The sequence below is a fragment of the Acrocarpospora macrocephala genome (assembly GCF_009687865.1).
Taxonomy (GTDB): Bacteria; Actinomycetota; Actinomycetes; order Streptosporangiales; family Streptosporangiaceae; genus Acrocarpospora; species Acrocarpospora macrocephala.
The window spans coordinates 13989-29668 of the sequence record NZ_BLAE01000034.1; the positions used below are offsets into that span (position 1 = coordinate 13989).

Sequence of the window (15680 nt, forward strand, 5' to 3'; positions counted from 1 at the left end):
GGTGGTGTTCTACCGTCCGGACCCTGGCGTACCGATCAGGACCACCCCGGTGACCAGGGCCTCCGCCGTCAGCAGGTCCGGCGTCATGGTGTCCACCAGCAGCGCTGTCTCGCCTCGCCGGTTGAGCGCGTCGAGCATGGCCGGTACGGTGGCCTGCTCGTCGGACGGGCGGCTCGTCTCGGCGGCCAGGGGAAGGCCGGCCCGGGGATCGAAATCGGCGATCAAAGGGGCGCCCAGGTCCGGCGCCGACCCCTCGAAGTGCTGCGCCTGCAGGGTGCCGACCACGTCGCACAGCACGTCGCGGGCGGCCGACGCGAAGGACAGCCCGCCGGCGATCGACCATGACGGCGCGGCGTCGCCGTCCTCGTCGGCGACGGCCAGGACGGCGTGCGCCGGGGCCGCGCCGGGCAGCGCGTACAGCTGCACCGGGCAGCCGAACCGGAGGGCGGACTTGACCAGGAATGCCAGGCTCTCGTCCGCGGCGATGGCGTCCTCGTCCACCGGCACGACGCCGCCCCTCCCGCGCACTGCGTCCCGCAGGGCGGTGTAGGCGAAAGCCGAGGTCAACCCCTTCGCGATCATCTCGTCGCGGGTGAGTTCCGCCGCGGCGCCGGCCGGTGTCCGCTCCACGAGCAGCCGCGCGTTCGCGGTCGAGAACGGGTAGGCGGCGGCGGCCGGGACGCCGTACAAGGCCCCCGAGCGCAGGTCGGTGGCCGGCAGCCAGGGGATCGGCGCGTCGGGGTCCACCGGCAGCCCGGACCAGGTGGCGAGCCGGTCCGCCGGCATTGGCGCCTCGCCGGTGGCGGCGATCTCCGCCGCGGTTCCCACCACCATGTCCCCGCGCCCGATCGGCGCGGCCAGGTACTCCCTGATGGACTTGCGGAACGCCAGCAGCCGGGCGTCGCGGGCCGTGTCCAGGTGGAACGCGGTCACCGCACGGGTGTCCGAACCGCCGAGCGGCGCGAACTTCAGCCGGGCGGTCTTGATCGGCATCTGCTCCAGCTCGTCGTCTGCGTACTCGGTGATCACCCCGACTCGCCGGCCGAACAGCCGCTCCAGGCGGCGGTAGCGCTGGTCGTCGGTGAGTTCTTCCGGGGCGTTGGGCTCGGGCGGCGGTGTCTGCGCGCACAGCGGGCACGCCGGGTGCGGCAGCAGCCGCTCCCGGTGGACCTCCAGGGTGCGCAGGTCCTGCAGCACGACGGCGGACCGCGTCTCGAGCAGCAGCGCCCCGGTGAACAGGCGGAACAGCTCGAATCCGGCCGCGTTGCCGATCATGCGGGCGACCGTCAGGTCGAGCCGGTCGGCGGCGCCGACGGTGCCGATCGCCATCGACCGCCACCGGTCGGCCGCCGTGGCGGGGTCGCCGACGTCCAGCCGGAGCTGGGCGCAGAGCCAGCAGGGCGAGGTCCGCGGCCCGACCACCGGGCCGAGCACCACCGTGGTGCCGTGGACCATGAGCGGCAGCAGCTGCGGGCCGGACTCCTGGGCCCGCCGGGTGAGCTCGAACACCTCCGACAGCACCGGCCGGTCCGCGCAGTACACGATCGCGTCCAGCCCGGCCTCGATCAGCTCGGCGCGCGAGCCGAGCCTGATCGCCGGCGCGGCGCCGTCCGGGATGCCGAACTCGGCCGCCAGCGCCAGGTAGGGCGCCGGATCGTCGTCCGTCGCCACGTGCAGCGCGGCCAGCCCGTTGCGTACCAGGCTGGTGGCGACCGCCAGTAGCGCCTCCCCGGAGCCGGTCACCAGCACCCGCGCGGCGCGGAATTCCGCGAACCGGCTCCGCGGCCGATCCGTGAAGTGATCGATGTACTCGATCTGGCTGCGGAACCGGTCCGCGACCGGCAGGGGCAGCTCAGCGTCCTCGCCGTCCGCCGCCGCGTCCTTGGCGAAGCCGCGCTCGACCAGCGTGCCGATCAGCTCCAGCACGGTCACGCGCTGCTGGTCGGCGAGCCCGTCGCACAGCTCCGTCACCGTGTGCTCGCCGGTGAGCAGCGGGCTGAGCGTGGCGAGCCAGCGGTACGCGGACTTCCCTTTGACCAGGAAGGCGGTGTCGCCGTTGCGCAGGTACGCTCCCGACCGCGACTCCAGGATCACCGTATCCAGCTTGAGCTTTGGCCTGACAACGAGCAGCGGAGCCTGGTCCACCGTAACGCTCACCATGTCCTCCTCTGGCTATCGCGAATCCTGGCGGAGCGTATGCCGCGCCCAGAACGGCAGACAGAGCACAGCGGATGCTCAGCTCGCTACCCGACCGGTCCCAGTGCTCAGGCCATCAGCCGCTGCAGCAGCTGTTGGTGCTGGCCGAGCTCGTGCAGGAGTTGGTGCTGGTGCATGACAGGCCGTCCGTGCTGCTGGCGATCGGCATTTCCGCGGAGGCCAGCGCCTCCATCAGGTCCGGGATCTCGTCGATCTCGAACACTTCGGACTCCAGGGCGGCCAGCTCGTTCCGGATCTTGCTCATGATCTCCCACCTCACCGAGGGGTTGGCAGTTCGTGCGGGCACCGTACGAACCCGGCGGGCCGGCTGGTAGAGCACGCGGCATACTCAGGCCGCCACCGCCAATACTCAAAGAGGTCCGCTTCTAGGCAATCCCGGCACGGTTCGGCGACGTATATCCGGTGTCGAGACGCCCAGGAGAGGGAGTCACATGGGAGACACACGTCCCCTGAACGTCTGGCCGCTGGTCGGCCGTACCGCAGCGTTACGGGGCATCACCGAAGCGGCTGCCCAGGAGGACGCGCGCGCGGTGGTGGTCGTGGGGCCGCCGGGAGTGGGTCGTACGCGCCTGGCCAGGGAAGCCGTCACGGCGCTCGCCGCGGCGGGTCACCGGACGGCGTGGGCGACCGGGACCAGCGCCGCGGGCACCATCACGTTCGGCGCGTTGCTGCACCTGGTGGCCATGGAAGAGGTGGCGACCGCGGCGTATGTGTTCGGCCGCCTCGTGGAACGCCTCAGCGCACCCGGCGGCCGGCGGCCGGTCCTCGTGGTCGACGACGCCCACCTCCTCGACGACGCCTCCGCGGCGCTCGTCCACCACCTGGCCGTGCACACCGCGACATTCGTGCTGCTCACGTTGCGGCCTGGCCGGGCCACCCCCGATGTGGTGACGGCGTTGTGGAAGGAGCAGGTGGCCCGGCGCGTGGAGCTGGAGCCGCTCGGCGGGAGCGACGTGGACATGCTGCTCGAACGCGCGCTCGGCGGCCAGATGGACGCGGTGAGCCGGCGCACGCTGCGCCGGCTGTCCGCCGGGAATCCGCTGGTGCTGCGGGAGGTCGTGCGGGCCGGTCTGGAGAGGTCCGCGTTGCGCCGCGTCGACGGCGTCTGGCACCTGGCCGCTCCGGTGGAGGTCACGGGCCGGCTCGGCGATGTGATCGAGGAGCAGATGAAGGCCGACGATCCGGTCGTCCGGAACGTCCTGGAAGTCCTCGCCTGCGCCGAGCCGCTCGGCCAGCCCGTCCTGGAGGCCATCACCGGGCACGCCGCGGTCGTGCAGGCGGAACGGCAGGGGCTGGTGGTGGTCGAACCGTCGGGGTTGCGGCACCAGGCACGGCTGGCGATGCCCGCCTACGGTGACGTCATCCGTGCGCGGATGCCACGCGCGCAGGCCCGCGCGATCTGGCGCCAGCTGGCCGAGTCCCTCGCCACCTCAGCGCATCTGCGTGCGGACGACGCGCTCGACCTTGCCGTGTGGCGGCTCAACGCCGGGCTCGATTCGTACGCCCCAGAGCTGCTCGCCGGTGCCGAGCGCGCCGTGGAACGGCTGGAACTCGGCATCGCCGAGCGGCTCGCGAGCGCCTCGCGCGAGAACGGCGGCGGGGTGGAGGCTGACCTCACCCTGGCCGAGGTGCTGGCGTTGCAGGGGCGCTACGCCGACGCGGCGGCCGTGCTGCCGCCCCGGGAGCGGTGCGACGGCAAGGCGACCACGGACCGGTGGGCGATGCTGGCGGAGAAGATTGAGTATTGGTCGCAGGAGGATTCGTCGGATCCGGGGTTGCCGGCCGGGGAACGGGCCGCGGAAGCCGTACGGGCCTGGGCGCTTCTCCTGGAGGGCCGCGTCAAACAAGCCCTCCAGGTCGGTACGGCCCTGCTCGCCCGCCCCGACCCCGAGCTGGCGGCCCGGGCCACGGTGTGGGCCGCAACCGCCGTCACCCTCGCCGCCGGACTTGTCGGAGACATAACCCTCGCCGAACGCGCCAGCGCCATCGGGCGGGACGTCGCCCACGCCCACCGCACCGTGCTGCCCTGGGGACCGGTGCAGGTCGGCGGTGCCCGCTGCCTCGCCCTCATGCTGAGCGGCGACCTCGCCGCCGCGGCCACGGCCGTGGAAAGCGGCTATCGCGAAGCCGTCGAGACGGAGGCGGCCCCGCTGGTCGGCGCATGGGCGTCCATCCGGGGCATCGTGGCCAAAGCGCAGGGCCGCGTGCAGCTGGCGCAGGAAGCGCTGCGCGAAGCCGTCGTGCTGCTCGACGGGTATGACGCGTTGCGGTTCCAGCAGCTGTACATGGCGGAGCTGGCCGGCACGCACGCGCTGGCGGGCGACACCATCCAGGCGGAGACCTGGCTGGACCGCGTGGACGGCATGCCCCCCGCACCCGGCGTGCTCTTCGACTGGTGGATCGACCGCAACCGTGCCTGGACCGCCGCCGCCATGCTCGACCTGTCCGGCGCCGCCAACCTGGCCATCGAAGCGGCGAAAGCGGCCCGCGCCGGCGCACCCGCTATCGAGGCTCTGGCACTGTTCGACGCCGTCAGATTCGGCGCCGCCGAGGACGTGTGCGAAAGGCTGAAGGAACTCGCCACGGAAACCCCGACACCGACCACAGCGGCGTTCGCCGCCGCCGCGACGGCGTACGCGACGGACAACGCCCGCCAGCTCACCGAGGCCGCCGGCGCACTCCGCGACCTCGGCCACCTGCTGCCCGCCGCCGAAGCGGCGGCGACCGCCTACCGGCTCCATGTCCGCGAGGGCCGCCGCACGGCCGCCAAGAACACCCTCGCCCTGGCCCGCGAACTACTCGCCGAATGCGGCCGCGCCCGCACCCCCCTGACGGACCTGACCGGCAGCGAGGCGTCCCTCACCCCCCGGGAACTCCAGGTAGCCAAACTGGTCGCGGCCGGCCTCTCCGGCCGCGCGGTGGCCGACCGCCTCGGCCTCTCCCTGCGCACGGTCAACAACCACCTGGGCCGCATCTACGTCAAACTCGGCGTATCCGGCCGCCAGGCCCTCGCGGACGTACTGGGCCAGTAGAGCCCGTGCAGTGCGGGCGCCTACGACACTGTTCGCAGACGAGCACCCGAGTCACTGACCCCCACTGGAGATATGGGCATGGACCTCGATGAAGCACACCGATTCGCCGACGAGTGGGCAGCGGACTGGAACTCCCACGACCTTGACCGAATAACCCGCCACTACGCCCCCCACGTCATCTTCACCTCCCCACTCGCCGCGCGAATCGTCGAGGACAGCAACGGCGTCATACGCGGCCTCGACGCACTACGCACGTACTGGGCCGAAGGCCTACGCCGCAACCCCCAACTCCATTTCGAAATCCTCGGCGTCTACACCGGCATCGACACCATCGTGATCCACTTCCAACATCAAACCGGCCAACTCTCCGCCGAGGTCCTCACCTTCCACAACAACAAGATCATCACCGGCACAGCCACCCACGGCCCCGCCGAAGAGCTGTATGTGAAGGAACAGGAAGAGGAGGAGCAGCGATGACGAACTTTCCCAATTGGAGTGATGTACGCCCCGGCATCGTCGCCGATGTGGGGGGCGAGCAGGCGATCGCCGAGGCCCGCAAGCGCAACCAGGCCTACATCGACGGGCACCGCCTCGCCGAGCGCCGTACCGCCCTGGAGTTGACCCAGGCTGAGGTGGCCGAGCGGATGGGCGTTACCAAGAGCCGCGTTTCTCAGATCGAACGGGGAGAGGTGTCCACCGTCGAGGCAATCGCCCGCTACGTCCAGGCTCTCGGCGGGCACCTTCAGATCTCCGCCGTATTCGGCGACGACCAGTACATCCTGCGCGGCACCGACACCCACGCCGCGTAACCCCGTGCTTGCCGGCCACGCCGTCCGCGCTTGATTGGGTCCGTTGATCGCATCTCCTCAGGCGGAAATCGAGACGGAAGTCAGTCGGCGGCGGGGACCCATTTGCCCGCGTCCAGCCCCACTGGCACCGGACACCATTCCTGAGTTGGCATCGCGCCTCTACAGTGCCTAGCCCATCCGACCCTTCAGCGACCCAATGGGCTTGCCTTGAGTCCCCGCGTACGCTGTTGCGGTTCATGCGCGCGAGGCAGAGCCGGTTTCGTTGAGAATCTCGGAGTTGCTCCGGCGGTCGCCGAGTTCGTCATAGATCTGTAGTGCTTTTCGGTAGAATTCAAGGGCGCTGGAGTGCTCGCCCAGGTGTTGTCGCAGGTTACCCGAGTTGGCCAGCCACGTAGCCTGATGTTGTCGGCTCATTTCGCTTTCCAGCGCTGCGGCCTACTCCAGATGTTTTCGGACCGAACCATAGCGGCCCAACCGGAGTTCCACCTCCTGCATGTTGTTAAGAGCTATCAAGCGGCCGCGGTCGTCACCGATCTCCTGGCTGACCCGGAGCGCCCAGCTCGCCCATCGAACTCGAGGTGTCGATGACGATCGCCACCCGCTGGTCGGAGGTGGGCAGCCGGTTGGCGCGGGCGTGGTGGTCGACGTGCGCGTCGGCGCGTTCGCGTAGGAGTCTGGATCCTAGTTCGCGGTGGGGACGAGCGTGTTCGAGCGGCGGGCGATGAGCCAGCGGCCGTCGCGTCGCTGGAAAACGTACAACGCCCTCATCTCCGGAGGGCCGCCCGCGCGGGCCGCTTCCTCGGTTGGCCACGCGTCCTTCGTCGCTGTGGCCACGTCGTCCGCGAGGGGCACGATGTCGCCGAGCCGGTAGTACGCGGTGGCCTCATGGAGGAATCCGGCGGCCAGCCCGGCGCGACTCGACTCGACGATCTCGTCGCGGCCGCGGTGCACCTTTCCGAGGGCGTTCACGACGAGCGCGTCGGAGGCGAAGTGCGCGGTCATGAGCTCGGCGTCGTTGGTGTTGAATCCCTCCTGCACGTCGCGGACGATCGCGTGCAGGGCCGCGACGTCCTCGGGCCCGAAGGGCCCCTCCTGCGGCACCCCCGTGTTCTGTCCCGCGACCATGGACCAGTCGCCCCCGGCGCCGCGGCGCCAGAGATAGGTGGGCAGGCCGAGCGATCGCGGTGTGAGGGGCTCGCCCGCGGTGGTCAGGTACTCCTGCCGGACGGCCGTCAGGGCGACGTCGGGGGTGATGAACCGGATGTGCTCGACCTCGTACCGCACGCTCATGCCGGCCATCCCCCCGGGGAGCACCGATCGAGTGAACTCGGCGATCACATCGAGACCGACGAGGCGGCGACCGCCGCCGGTGACCCAGACCGCCTCCGGATCGAAGAGCGCGAGGAAACCTTCGACATCCTCGGCGCGTTGTGTGCGCTCTACCACGGCGACGAGTTCGACGAGGCGGTCGGCGTCGAGAGACGAGGCCTCCGCGGGTGTGATGGTGTGCATGGCTAGAGTCAACTTCATCAAGTGGACTTGACGTCAAGGAGTGGTGGCGTGGACTCGTTGAGCCCGGATGCCGTATGGCTCAAACCCGGCCAGGTCGCCAAGCGGGCGGGTGTGGCCGTGTCGACGTTGCACTACTACGAAAGCCTCGGGCTCATCCGCAGCCGGCGAACCGCGGGCGGGCGGCGCGAGTACCGGCGCGACACCCTGCGCCTCGTGGCGTTCATCCGCGCCTCGCAGACCCTGGGCATCTCGCTCGAACGCATCAAGCAGGCGCTGGACGGGCTGCCCAGCGACATCCCGCCGACCAAACGCGACTGGGCCCGGCTCGCGCGCGAGTGGCGCGAGGACCTCTCGGCGCGCATAGACCGGCTCACCGCGTTGCGCGACAACCTCGCGAACTGCATCGGCTGCGGATGCCTCTCGCTTACGGCGTGCCCATACACCAATCCCGCTGATCGGCTCGGCCGGGAAGGGCCGGGCGCCCGGCGCCTGACGACGCCGAACGAGAGGTGAGGCACGTCATGACGACTGGGGCAGCTTGGTGGAGCCGCGCTTGGCGGCCGGGGCGGACGGTGGTGGCACGACGGGGCCGATGTCACCGTCCGGGGCCTCGTCGAGGTCGACGATGACGGGCGCGTGGTCGCTCGGGCCGGTGCCCTTGCGCGCCTGCCGGTCCACCCACGCGGCCTTGACCCGATCGGCGACGGGACCGGAGGCCAGGACCAAGTCGATCCGCATGCCGAGATCCTTGTGGAACATTCCGGCCCGGTAGTCCCAGTAGGTGAACACCCGCCGGTCGGGCCAGCGATCCCGGACGACATCCCGCATGCCGAGCGCCGTCAACTCGGCCAGTGCCGCCCGTTCCGGCGGCGTCACGTGCGTCTGCCCGATGTACGCGTCCGGGTCGAAGACGTCCGCGTCGGTGGGCGCGATGTTCAGGTCCCCACACGCGATCGCGGCCTCCGGACCGGCGGCCAGCACGTCACGCAGCGCGGCCAGCCAAGCCAGTTTGTACGCATAGTGGTCGGAGCCTGGCGTGCGCCCATTCGGCACATACAGCGAATGCACCCGAATCCCACCGCAGGTCGCGGCCACCGCACGCGCCTCGGGCAGCGGAAACCCCGGCGCTCCCGCCACACCGGTCACAACGTCATCCAGCCCCACCCTGGACAGGATCGCCACGCCATTCCACTGCACCTCACCGTGGAGCGCCATCGCATACCCACGGTCAGCGAGCTCGCCGCCGAGCAACTCCGTGAAGGCGGCGTCGGTGAGCTTGGTCTCCTGCAGACAGACGACGTCGGGCTGCCGCTGATCCAGCCACGGCAACAACCGCGGCACCCGCTGCTTGACGGAGTTCACGTTCCACGTCGCCACCCGCACACAAACCACCCTAGCGGCCTTGCTGCCCCCGCATTTGCGAACCGACTGCCCCTGGCGGATGCGTGATCGACTTCGCGGTGGCGGCTCGCTAGGGTGGGCGCTCCATCTCCCCGCTCGATCCCCTGGATGTCATTCGTGCGTCGCTACCGGTTTGCCGTTCCCGCCATGGTCGTCACGGGCGGATATGTAGCGACGCTCGTGGTCGCCGCCGTGGTCGCGCTGGCCGGGGGCGACATCGGCTTTCTGTGGCGGTTGGCGCTCCTCTCCGATGCGGACGAGGGTGCCGCGGCTACGTGGCTGAATGTGCTCATCCTCGTCCTGGCGGGCGGTTTGTGGGCCTGGGCGTTGTGGCAGTGCCTGCGCGGACCGATAGCGGGAAAGCCGCCCGAGACGGACCGCGGTGTGCGGCTGCTGCGGCTGGCGCTGTACGCGGCGGCGGCGTCCTGGCTTGTGTACGCAGTCGTACCGGACTGGCCTTGGTGGGCGGTAGTGCTCGATTCGCTCCTGATGCTGGCGGTCGTGGTGCTGTTCCATCCGATGGTGCGGCGCAACGTGGGCCACGTCGGGCTCGCCCTCGGCGCCGGTGTCCTGGTCTACGTGAGTACGGCGAGCGCCGAGGTGTTCGACGCGCTCGACTGGCACCAGGCGGAGCAGATCGCTGAAATCGGTGATCTCGGCGGCCTGGCGGGTCTGATCTGGCAGGTTCTGGTGCTCACGGCGCAGTGGCGGGACGGCCGCTGGCAGCGAACCACCGTCTGGTACGGCGTCGCGTACCTGGTGGCCCCGCTCGCGTTCGTACCACTCGCCATCCTCGGGGAGATCTCCCGCGAAGCCATCTGGGCCACCGAAGCCCTCTGGGTGATCTGGTTGGCCCGATCCGGCCACGATCTCGCCTCGCCGCGCGACGAGGACGCGCCCACCGACCTGGCGGATGAGCAGGATCCAGGCGTTCGTCACCTATGACTGGGTTCAGCCCTCAAGGTCACATTTCCCCATATCGCCAGCACCGCCATCGGCATGAAGTGCTGATTTATCCCCAGTTCACCATTTATCAACCATTTGGATGTCATATTTCCTAATCAATGGCTTTACCTTCCAAGCCATGCGTCCCATGCCCAGGGCACTCGCGATCTTCGTAACCGCCGGTCTCGCCGTCGGCTCGATCGCCGCTCTCCCCTCCGCTCCCGCCGCCGCGGCGCCGGGAACAGTAGTAATCAGCCAGGTGTACGGAGGGGGCGGCAACTCCGGCGCCCCCCTCTCCAACGACTACGTCGAAGTCTTCAACCGCAGCGGCGCCCCCGTCTCGCTGGCCGGCTGGTCGGTGCAGTACACCAGCGCCACCGGAACCGGAAACTTCGGCTCCAACAAGACCAACCTCACCGGCACCGTCGCCCCTGGCCAGTACCACCTGATCCAGCTCCAGGCGGGCACCACCCCCAGCGGCTCGCTGCCAACACCCGACGACATCGGCACCATCAACATGAGCGGCACCGCGGGCAAGGTGGCGCTGGTCCACTCCACCGACGGCCTGGCCTGCAACGGCTCCACCGTCGTCTGCACCCCGGAGCAGCTCGCGCTCGTCGCCGACCTGGTCGGTTTCGGCACGGCGAACTTCTTCGAAGGCAGTGCCGCCGCGCCCACGCTCAGCAACACCACCGCCGCGTTCCGCAAGAGCGCCGGCTGCGCCGACACCGACGACAACGCCGCCGACTTCGAGGCCGGAGCCCCCGCCCCGCGCAACAGCGCGACCGCCGCGGCTCCCTGCGGCGGCGTCGAGCCGTCGCCGTCGCCCAGCCCGAGCGCGAGCCCCACCGTCGAGCCGAGCCCGTCGCCCTCGGCGAGCCCGAGCCCGAGTCCTACGCCGCCCGCCACGTGCGACACCCCCATCACCCACCGGATCGCGCAGGTGCAGGGCAGCGGCGACGCCAGCCCGATCGCGGGCCAGGACGTCCGGGTCGAGGGCATCGTCACCGGCACCTTCCAGGGGACCGGCCGGTTCGGCGGCTTCTACATCCAGGACCCCAAGCCGGACAACAACGTGGCGACTTCCGAGGGCCTGTTCGTGTTCTCGTCCACGCCCGTGACCGTCGGCAGCCGCGTGCTCGTCTCCGGCAAGGTGATCGAGTTCAACGGCCTCACCGAGATCTCCCCGGCCACCGTCGTCAACATCTGCGGTTCCGCCACGATCAAGCCCATCGAGCTGGAGCTGCCGCTCAAGGCGGGCACCACCTTCGAGCGGTACGAGAACATGCTCGTCACCTTCGACGACAAGATGGCCGCCTCGGAGATCTACAACCTCGGCCGATTCGGTGAGATCACCATCTCGGCGAACGAGCGGCTGTGGCAGCCGACCGACCGCACCGGCGTGGACACCGAAAAGGACGCCCGGCGCACGATCCTGCTCGACGACGGTTCCAACGTGCAGAACCCGCCGCTCCTGCCGTACCACAGTGAGGGGTTGACCACCGTCCGGCTCGGCGACGAGGTGAAGAAGCTGACCGGTGTGATCACCTACGGCTTCAACCTCTACCGGGTGCAGCCGACCCAGCCGGTCGTCTTCCGGGCGAAGAACCCGCGCCCCGCCGAGCCCGAGCGCGTCGGCGGGAACGTCCGCGTGGCCAGCCTCAACACGCTCAACTGGTTCACCACGCTCGGCTCCCGGGGCGCGACCACCGCCATCGAGCGCGACCGCCAGCTCGCGAAGCTGGTCGCCAACATCCTCAGCCTCGACCCTGACGTGGCCGGCCTGATGGAGGTCGAGCGCAACAACGACGTGGCGCTCAACACCCTGGTCGCCGCGCTGAACGCCAAGGCGGGCGCGGGCACGTACAAGGGGATCACCCACCCCAACCCGGGCACCGACCTCATCCAGACCGCGCTGATCTACAAGCCCGCCAAGGTCACCCCGGTCGGCGCGGCGCAGTCCTCGGCCGACCCGATCTTCAACCGGCCCCCGCTGGTCCAGACCTTCCGCAAGGCGGACGGCAAGGGCGACACTTTCACGATCCTGGTCAACCACTTCAAGTCCAAGGGCTGCACCGACGTGGACGGCCCCGCCACCGGCCCCGACGCCGACCAGGGCGACGGCCAGAGCTGCTACAACGCCAAGCGCGTCAAGCAGGCCACCGCCCTGCTGGCCCTGATCGACAGCCTCAACCTGCCGAACGTGCTCGTCGCCGGCGACATCAACGCCTACGGCGAGGAAGACCCCATCCACGCCTTCGAGGACTTCGGGCTGACCAGCCTGAGCAAGAGGTACATCCCGAAGGATGACCGCTACAGCTACGTCTTCGACGGCCTGTCCGGCGAGCTCGACCACCTCCTGGTCGACAAGGACCTGCGCAAGCTGGTGACCGGCGCCACCATCTGGCACATCAACTCCGATGAGGGCCGGTTCATGGACTACAACACCGAATTCAACCCGCCATACCTGTACGCCCCTGACGCCTACCGCTCCTCCGACCACGACCCGCTCCTGGTCGGGCTCAAGCTCTAACGGAGCATTCCTCCCCCTGCGGGACCTGCGGGCCGTGACAGCACTCTGTCACGGCCCGCTTTGTTCGCTACTGCACTGACTTCTTCTTCCTGAGTCGTTTCCGCGGGGGCGAACCGTTCCCAGTCGTCCGTGTCGGGGTGTCGTCGCCCCCTTGGTCGCCGCCGTCTCGCGTGCTGGTGGGCCTGACGGGCGCGGGAGTTCTGGGGGCGATCGATCGTGGCGTGGTTTGTGTCGTCCCCAAGCCTGGCAGGCCGGTACGACCGGTCAGTGATGTCTCCTGTGACCTCACCACCGGAGACGTGAGGCGTGTAGATGTAATGCGCGTGGATGTGCCTACGGGCGAGGTGATTCGCGTAGACGTTCCGGTGGACGGGGTAATCGCCAGGGACGTCGGTACCGGAGGGGTGGCCAGGGTGGGGCCGCGCGGGGGACCCAGCTCGCCGCGCTCCAGCCGGGCTTCGGCTTCGGTCAGAGACACGTCGCTGTCCAGATATGCCTGGTACGACTCGTATTCGTCGAGAGCTCGGATCAACTCGTCGTCATCCTCGTCCAAATCCTGCCAGACAGGTGACAACGGCGGGTCGGACGGTTCTTCCTGGCTCGACGCGTAACCGGTTGGATCGGCGGAGCGGGTCTTGCCCTGGGCCTCGAGCCCGGAGAAGGCGATTCCCCCGGCGAGCGCGCCCCGCCCGCCCATCGACTTCAGCGCCTTCCGTCCCGCCAACGGCAGATCGTCGCCCATCATTCTTCGCAGCACGTCCTCGTCACGGAGCACGGCCGGCGGGGGCCATGGGTAAATCTTCATGTGCGTGGCCAGGGTCCGCTGAAAGACGTCGGGATAGACGTCGTTCAGGACCAGGAAACATTTGAGGCAGCAGGCCCTGCCGACGCCCAGCTTGTAGCTCCCCGGAGCTTCGCGGGCGACCGCCAGCGCCTGCATTTCCGCGTGCACTTCCTGTTCGGTGCCGTTCTTCGCCTTCGGCAGCGATCCGTTGTACGCGACCACCCGGATACGGCCCTCGGTCTGTTCCAGCGTCCGGAGGTACGCGATGGCCTTCCGGATCCGGATCTCGGCGCGCGTCCTCGATTCGAGGAGCTGGGGTTTCGACGTCGTCGGCTCGCGCGCGGCGATGGTGTCCAGCAGCGCCCGTACCTCGTCTTCGGCCTTCTGACCGACCGCCCGGGAGGCGCGCAGCAACGCTTCCAGGTCACGCCCCAGGTCCTGGTCCGGCCGGTTGGCGAAGACGCCGATCTCGCGCCCGCGGTGCAGCAGCGAGACGCACACCCGGTCCCCTCGGAGTGTGGTGAGCACGTCGGCTACTCGGTCGAGCGCGCGCTCGTCCTTGAGCGTCGGATCGCTGCCCAACTGCGCCATCCAAGCCGCATGCGACCCGTGCTGCCTCAGCAGCTGACGCTTCAGGGTGTCAAGGAGTGCCGTCATGGTGTCCTTGGCGGCACTCTGCGCTTTCCCGTACTCGGAGTATCCCAGGCCCTCCATCGATGCCATCTCGACGGAACCCGTATTGTTCGGCAGCCACTGCGCGTCGTGTAACGCCGCGAGTTTGGCGTCGAAAGCCTCCTGCACGCCGATTCTGCCGGTCCACGACCGTAACCGGCTGAGCATCAGGTCCGTTCCACCGGGCTCCCTGCTCGTCGTCCAATAAAGTTCAGCCAGTATCTCCGCCCGGCTGGTCGCCGCCACGTTCAGCGTTTTTCCCAGCGCCTTCCACAGGGTTTCGGACTTCTCGAGGTGCTGCGCGACCGAGAGCGGTGCGCTGGGAACGACTCTGCGGGCCTGCGCCAGCCAGTAACTCGCCACCTTGCCGTCGTCGGAGTAGGGGTTGTTGAGCCCATTCAGCAGGCGCTCGGTCAGGGTGGAGTTCTCCTCGGTGAACTCCACGAAATCCTGAAAATTCGCAAATGGCCCGTGTTCTTGGAGAGCCCGGTACGGCGGCGTGAAAACCGGATCGTCCACGGGCGCGGAGCCGGAATCCCGGTCCTCAGCCGGATCCACATCGAGGAGGTCGGTGGTTGCGAAGCTTGTGGTGATCGTGGTGGTAACGGGGACGTCGGTCGTGGTGGACGTCCGGGGAACTGGCTCGTCGTCGTCGGACGAGTCATCGATGACGATGACCTGCCTGGCCTTTGGAGCGCGCGTAGGGCTGTGGATCTTCGTCGTGGTGACAGGCGTGCGGGTGGAAGCCGTCGGGACGGAGAGAGTCCGGGTGGTCGGCTTTGGGACGAGCGAGGGCACCGGGAGCTGGGTCTCCGGGACGACGTCGACCATCTCTTCGACGTCACGTGCGCCCCGGACGCTCGAAAGCCGCCTTGGCGGTGAATCCGGAACGCTGAACGTGGAGATGGGCCTGGACCTGGTCTCGCTCCGCGGCGGAGAGTCCGGGACGAAGAAGGGAAACCCCAGCGAAGGCGAGGAAACCGGAGTTCTGCCCGTGGTGGAGGTGCGGCGCTCGCTCACCACGGGCGGGAGGGAGGTCCTGGTAGACCTCTCCTCCGTCGTGGTGCGGACTGTCGAGGAGCGAACCAACTGCAGCTTGGGCCGAGTCGGACCTAGCCGCCGCGGCTCTTCAGGAAATTCCTCGATCTGAGCGACAAGAGCAGGATCCTGAGCAAAAACAAGCCCGGACTTCGACTTCGCCTGCCGCTTACGAGTCCGTGAAGGCTGATTAGATTTCCTCTTGGCCTTCTTCGTCGACTGGGTAGCCTGCTCCGGAAGTACAAATTTCCACGGCGTAGTCACATCTGCCCCCGTTCGCTCAGCCCGCCACACATCCTCCCCACCCAGTCACGACCACGGACCTACTGCCATGGTGACAAAAGGGTCCTATGTGAACGCGGCCAGGTATATGGCGTACTCACCAGGCCGCAGGGCCCCGCGCGAACCGACGGTCCTGCGAATGTCGTCAACCATGTACGCGGATTCTGGGCGCTGGCCAGCAAGGAGGGCCGCGCAAGAACGATGTGCGGCTGAACGAGCAGCTAGGCCTCCACGCCAACGACCGCTGCTGTAGGCGCGGGCCAGGCTGCTGCGCCTCGAAGGCGACGCGGGGGAGCGGCTGCGCACCGCCGAGAGGCCAGTGACGCAGCAGGAGTACATGGACGACCTGATCGCCAAGCCAAGGCGCGCACAACGGCGACCAGCAGGTGCTGGAGCCATCCACCAAGTTGTGATCGCCGCGAGTCGGGTCGACTGGCGACGGACAGTTACGCTAA

At 69.0% G+C, this 15680-nt stretch carries 12 protein-coding genes; 7 read left to right on the top strand and 5 right to left on the bottom strand.

Annotated elements, in window-relative coordinates:
• Positions 1–9: 9 nt before the first annotated feature.
• Together Amac_RS27595 and Amac_RS27600 are read right to left on the bottom strand one after the other, a co-directional pair.
• Positions 10–2160 (bottom strand): TOMM precursor leader peptide-binding protein, encoded by a 2151-nt coding sequence (locus Amac_RS27595; protein ID WP_155357331.1) that lies wholly within the window; start codon positions 2158–2160, stop codon positions 10–12.
• A 112-nt stretch (positions 2161–2272) separates the two neighbouring features.
• Positions 2273–2461, bottom strand: coding sequence for a lantibiotic protein (locus tag Amac_RS27600; RefSeq protein WP_155357332.1), 189 nt, complete (start codon positions 2459–2461; stop codon positions 2273–2275).
• Between the two features lie 187 nt (positions 2462–2648).
• Between Amac_RS27600 and Amac_RS57425 the strand changes: the two genes are divergently transcribed.
• The 3 genes from Amac_RS57425 to Amac_RS27615 all read left to right on the top strand — a co-directional run bounded on the left by Amac_RS57425 (position 2649) and on the right by Amac_RS27615 (position 6058).
• Positions 2649–5249, top strand: coding sequence for a helix-turn-helix transcriptional regulator (locus tag Amac_RS57425; RefSeq protein ID WP_155357333.1), 2601 nt, complete (start codon positions 2649–2651; stop codon positions 5247–5249).
• 78 nt (positions 5250–5327) lie between these two features.
• Complete coding sequence (locus tag Amac_RS27610; RefSeq protein WP_155357334.1) at positions 5328–5726, top strand: nuclear transport factor 2 family protein; 399 nt, start codon at positions 5328–5330, stop codon at positions 5724–5726.
• The gene (locus tag Amac_RS27615; protein WP_155357335.1) at positions 5723–6058 is read left to right on the top strand and encodes a helix-turn-helix domain-containing protein; all 336 of its coding nucleotides are present in this window, start codon (positions 5723–5725) and stop codon (positions 6056–6058) included. Before Amac_RS27610 ends, Amac_RS27615 begins: the two co-directional genes overlap by 4 nt.
• Before the next feature lie 681 nt (positions 6059–6739).
• Here Amac_RS27615 and Amac_RS53845 read toward each other — a convergent pair.
• Complete coding sequence (locus tag Amac_RS53845) at positions 6740–7570, bottom strand: SgcJ/EcaC family oxidoreductase (RefSeq protein WP_170322680.1); 831 nt, start codon at positions 7568–7570, stop codon at positions 6740–6742.
• Between the two features lie 48 nt (positions 7571–7618).
• Between Amac_RS53845 and soxR the strand changes: the two genes are divergently transcribed.
• The gene (gene soxR / locus Amac_RS27625) at positions 7619–8083 is read left to right on the top strand and encodes a redox-sensitive transcriptional activator SoxR (protein ID WP_155357336.1); all 465 of its coding nucleotides are present in this window, start codon (positions 7619–7621) and stop codon (positions 8081–8083) included.
• 6 nt (positions 8084–8089) lie between these two features.
• Here soxR and Amac_RS27630 read toward each other — a convergent pair whose 3' ends face one another.
• Positions 8090–8953: an exodeoxyribonuclease III gene (locus Amac_RS27630; RefSeq protein WP_170322681.1), complete on the bottom strand. Its 864-nt coding sequence runs from the start codon at positions 8951–8953 to the stop codon at positions 8090–8092.
• 126 nt (positions 8954–9079) lie between these two features.
• Between Amac_RS27630 and Amac_RS27635 the strand changes: the two genes are divergently transcribed.
• Positions 9080–9916 carry a hypothetical protein gene (locus Amac_RS27635; RefSeq protein WP_155357338.1) on the top strand — a complete coding sequence of 279 codons (837 nt, stop codon included), beginning with the start codon at positions 9080–9082 and terminating at the stop codon, positions 9914–9916.
• 139 nt (positions 9917–10055) lie between these two features.
• Positions 10056–12449, top strand: coding sequence for an ExeM/NucH family extracellular endonuclease (locus Amac_RS27640; protein ID WP_155357339.1), 2394 nt, complete (start codon positions 10056–10058; stop codon positions 12447–12449).
• Between the two features lie 67 nt (positions 12450–12516).
• On the opposite strand, the gene Amac_RS27645 is transcribed toward Amac_RS27640, so the two are convergent.
• A complete protein-coding gene (locus Amac_RS27645; RefSeq protein ID WP_155357340.1) occupies positions 12517–14349 on the bottom strand; it encodes a hypothetical protein in 1833 nt (610 codons plus the stop codon).
• Between the two features lie 127 nt (positions 14350–14476).
• Between Amac_RS27645 and Amac_RS27650 the strand changes: the two genes are divergently transcribed.
• A complete protein-coding gene (locus tag Amac_RS27650) occupies positions 14477–15055 on the top strand; it encodes a hypothetical protein (RefSeq protein WP_155357341.1) in 579 nt (192 codons plus the stop codon).
• Positions 15056–15680 lie beyond the last annotated feature (625 nt).

What these genes read in the sequence shown, in the direction of transcription:
- Amac_RS27640 (WP_155357339.1), top strand. Translation starts at nt 10,056, where the DNA reads ATGCGTCCCATGCCCAGGGCACTCGCGATCTTCGTAACCGCCGGTCTC.
- Amac_RS57425 (WP_155357333.1), top strand. Translation starts at nt 2,649, where the DNA reads ATGGGAGACACACGTCCCCTGAACGTCTGGCCGCTGGTCGGCCGTACC.
- Amac_RS27615 (WP_155357335.1), top strand. Translation starts at nt 5,723, where the DNA reads ATGACGAACTTTCCCAATTGGAGTGATGTACGCCCCGGCATCGTCGCC.
- Amac_RS27600 (WP_155357332.1), bottom strand. Translation starts at nt 2,461, where the DNA reads ATGAGCAAGATCCGGAACGAGCTGGCCGCCCTGGAGTCCGAAGTGTTC.
- Amac_RS53845 (WP_170322680.1), bottom strand. Translation starts at nt 7,570, where the DNA reads ATGCACACCATCACACCCGCGGAGGCCTCGTCTCTCGACGCCGACCGC.
- Amac_RS27635 (WP_155357338.1), top strand. Translation starts at nt 9,080, where the DNA reads ATGTCATTCGTGCGTCGCTACCGGTTTGCCGTTCCCGCCATGGTCGTC.
- Amac_RS27595 (WP_155357331.1), bottom strand. Translation starts at nt 2,160, where the DNA reads ATGGTGAGCGTTACGGTGGACCAGGCTCCGCTGCTCGTTGTCAGGCCA.
- Amac_RS27610 (WP_155357334.1), top strand. Translation starts at nt 5,328, where the DNA reads ATGGACCTCGATGAAGCACACCGATTCGCCGACGAGTGGGCAGCGGAC.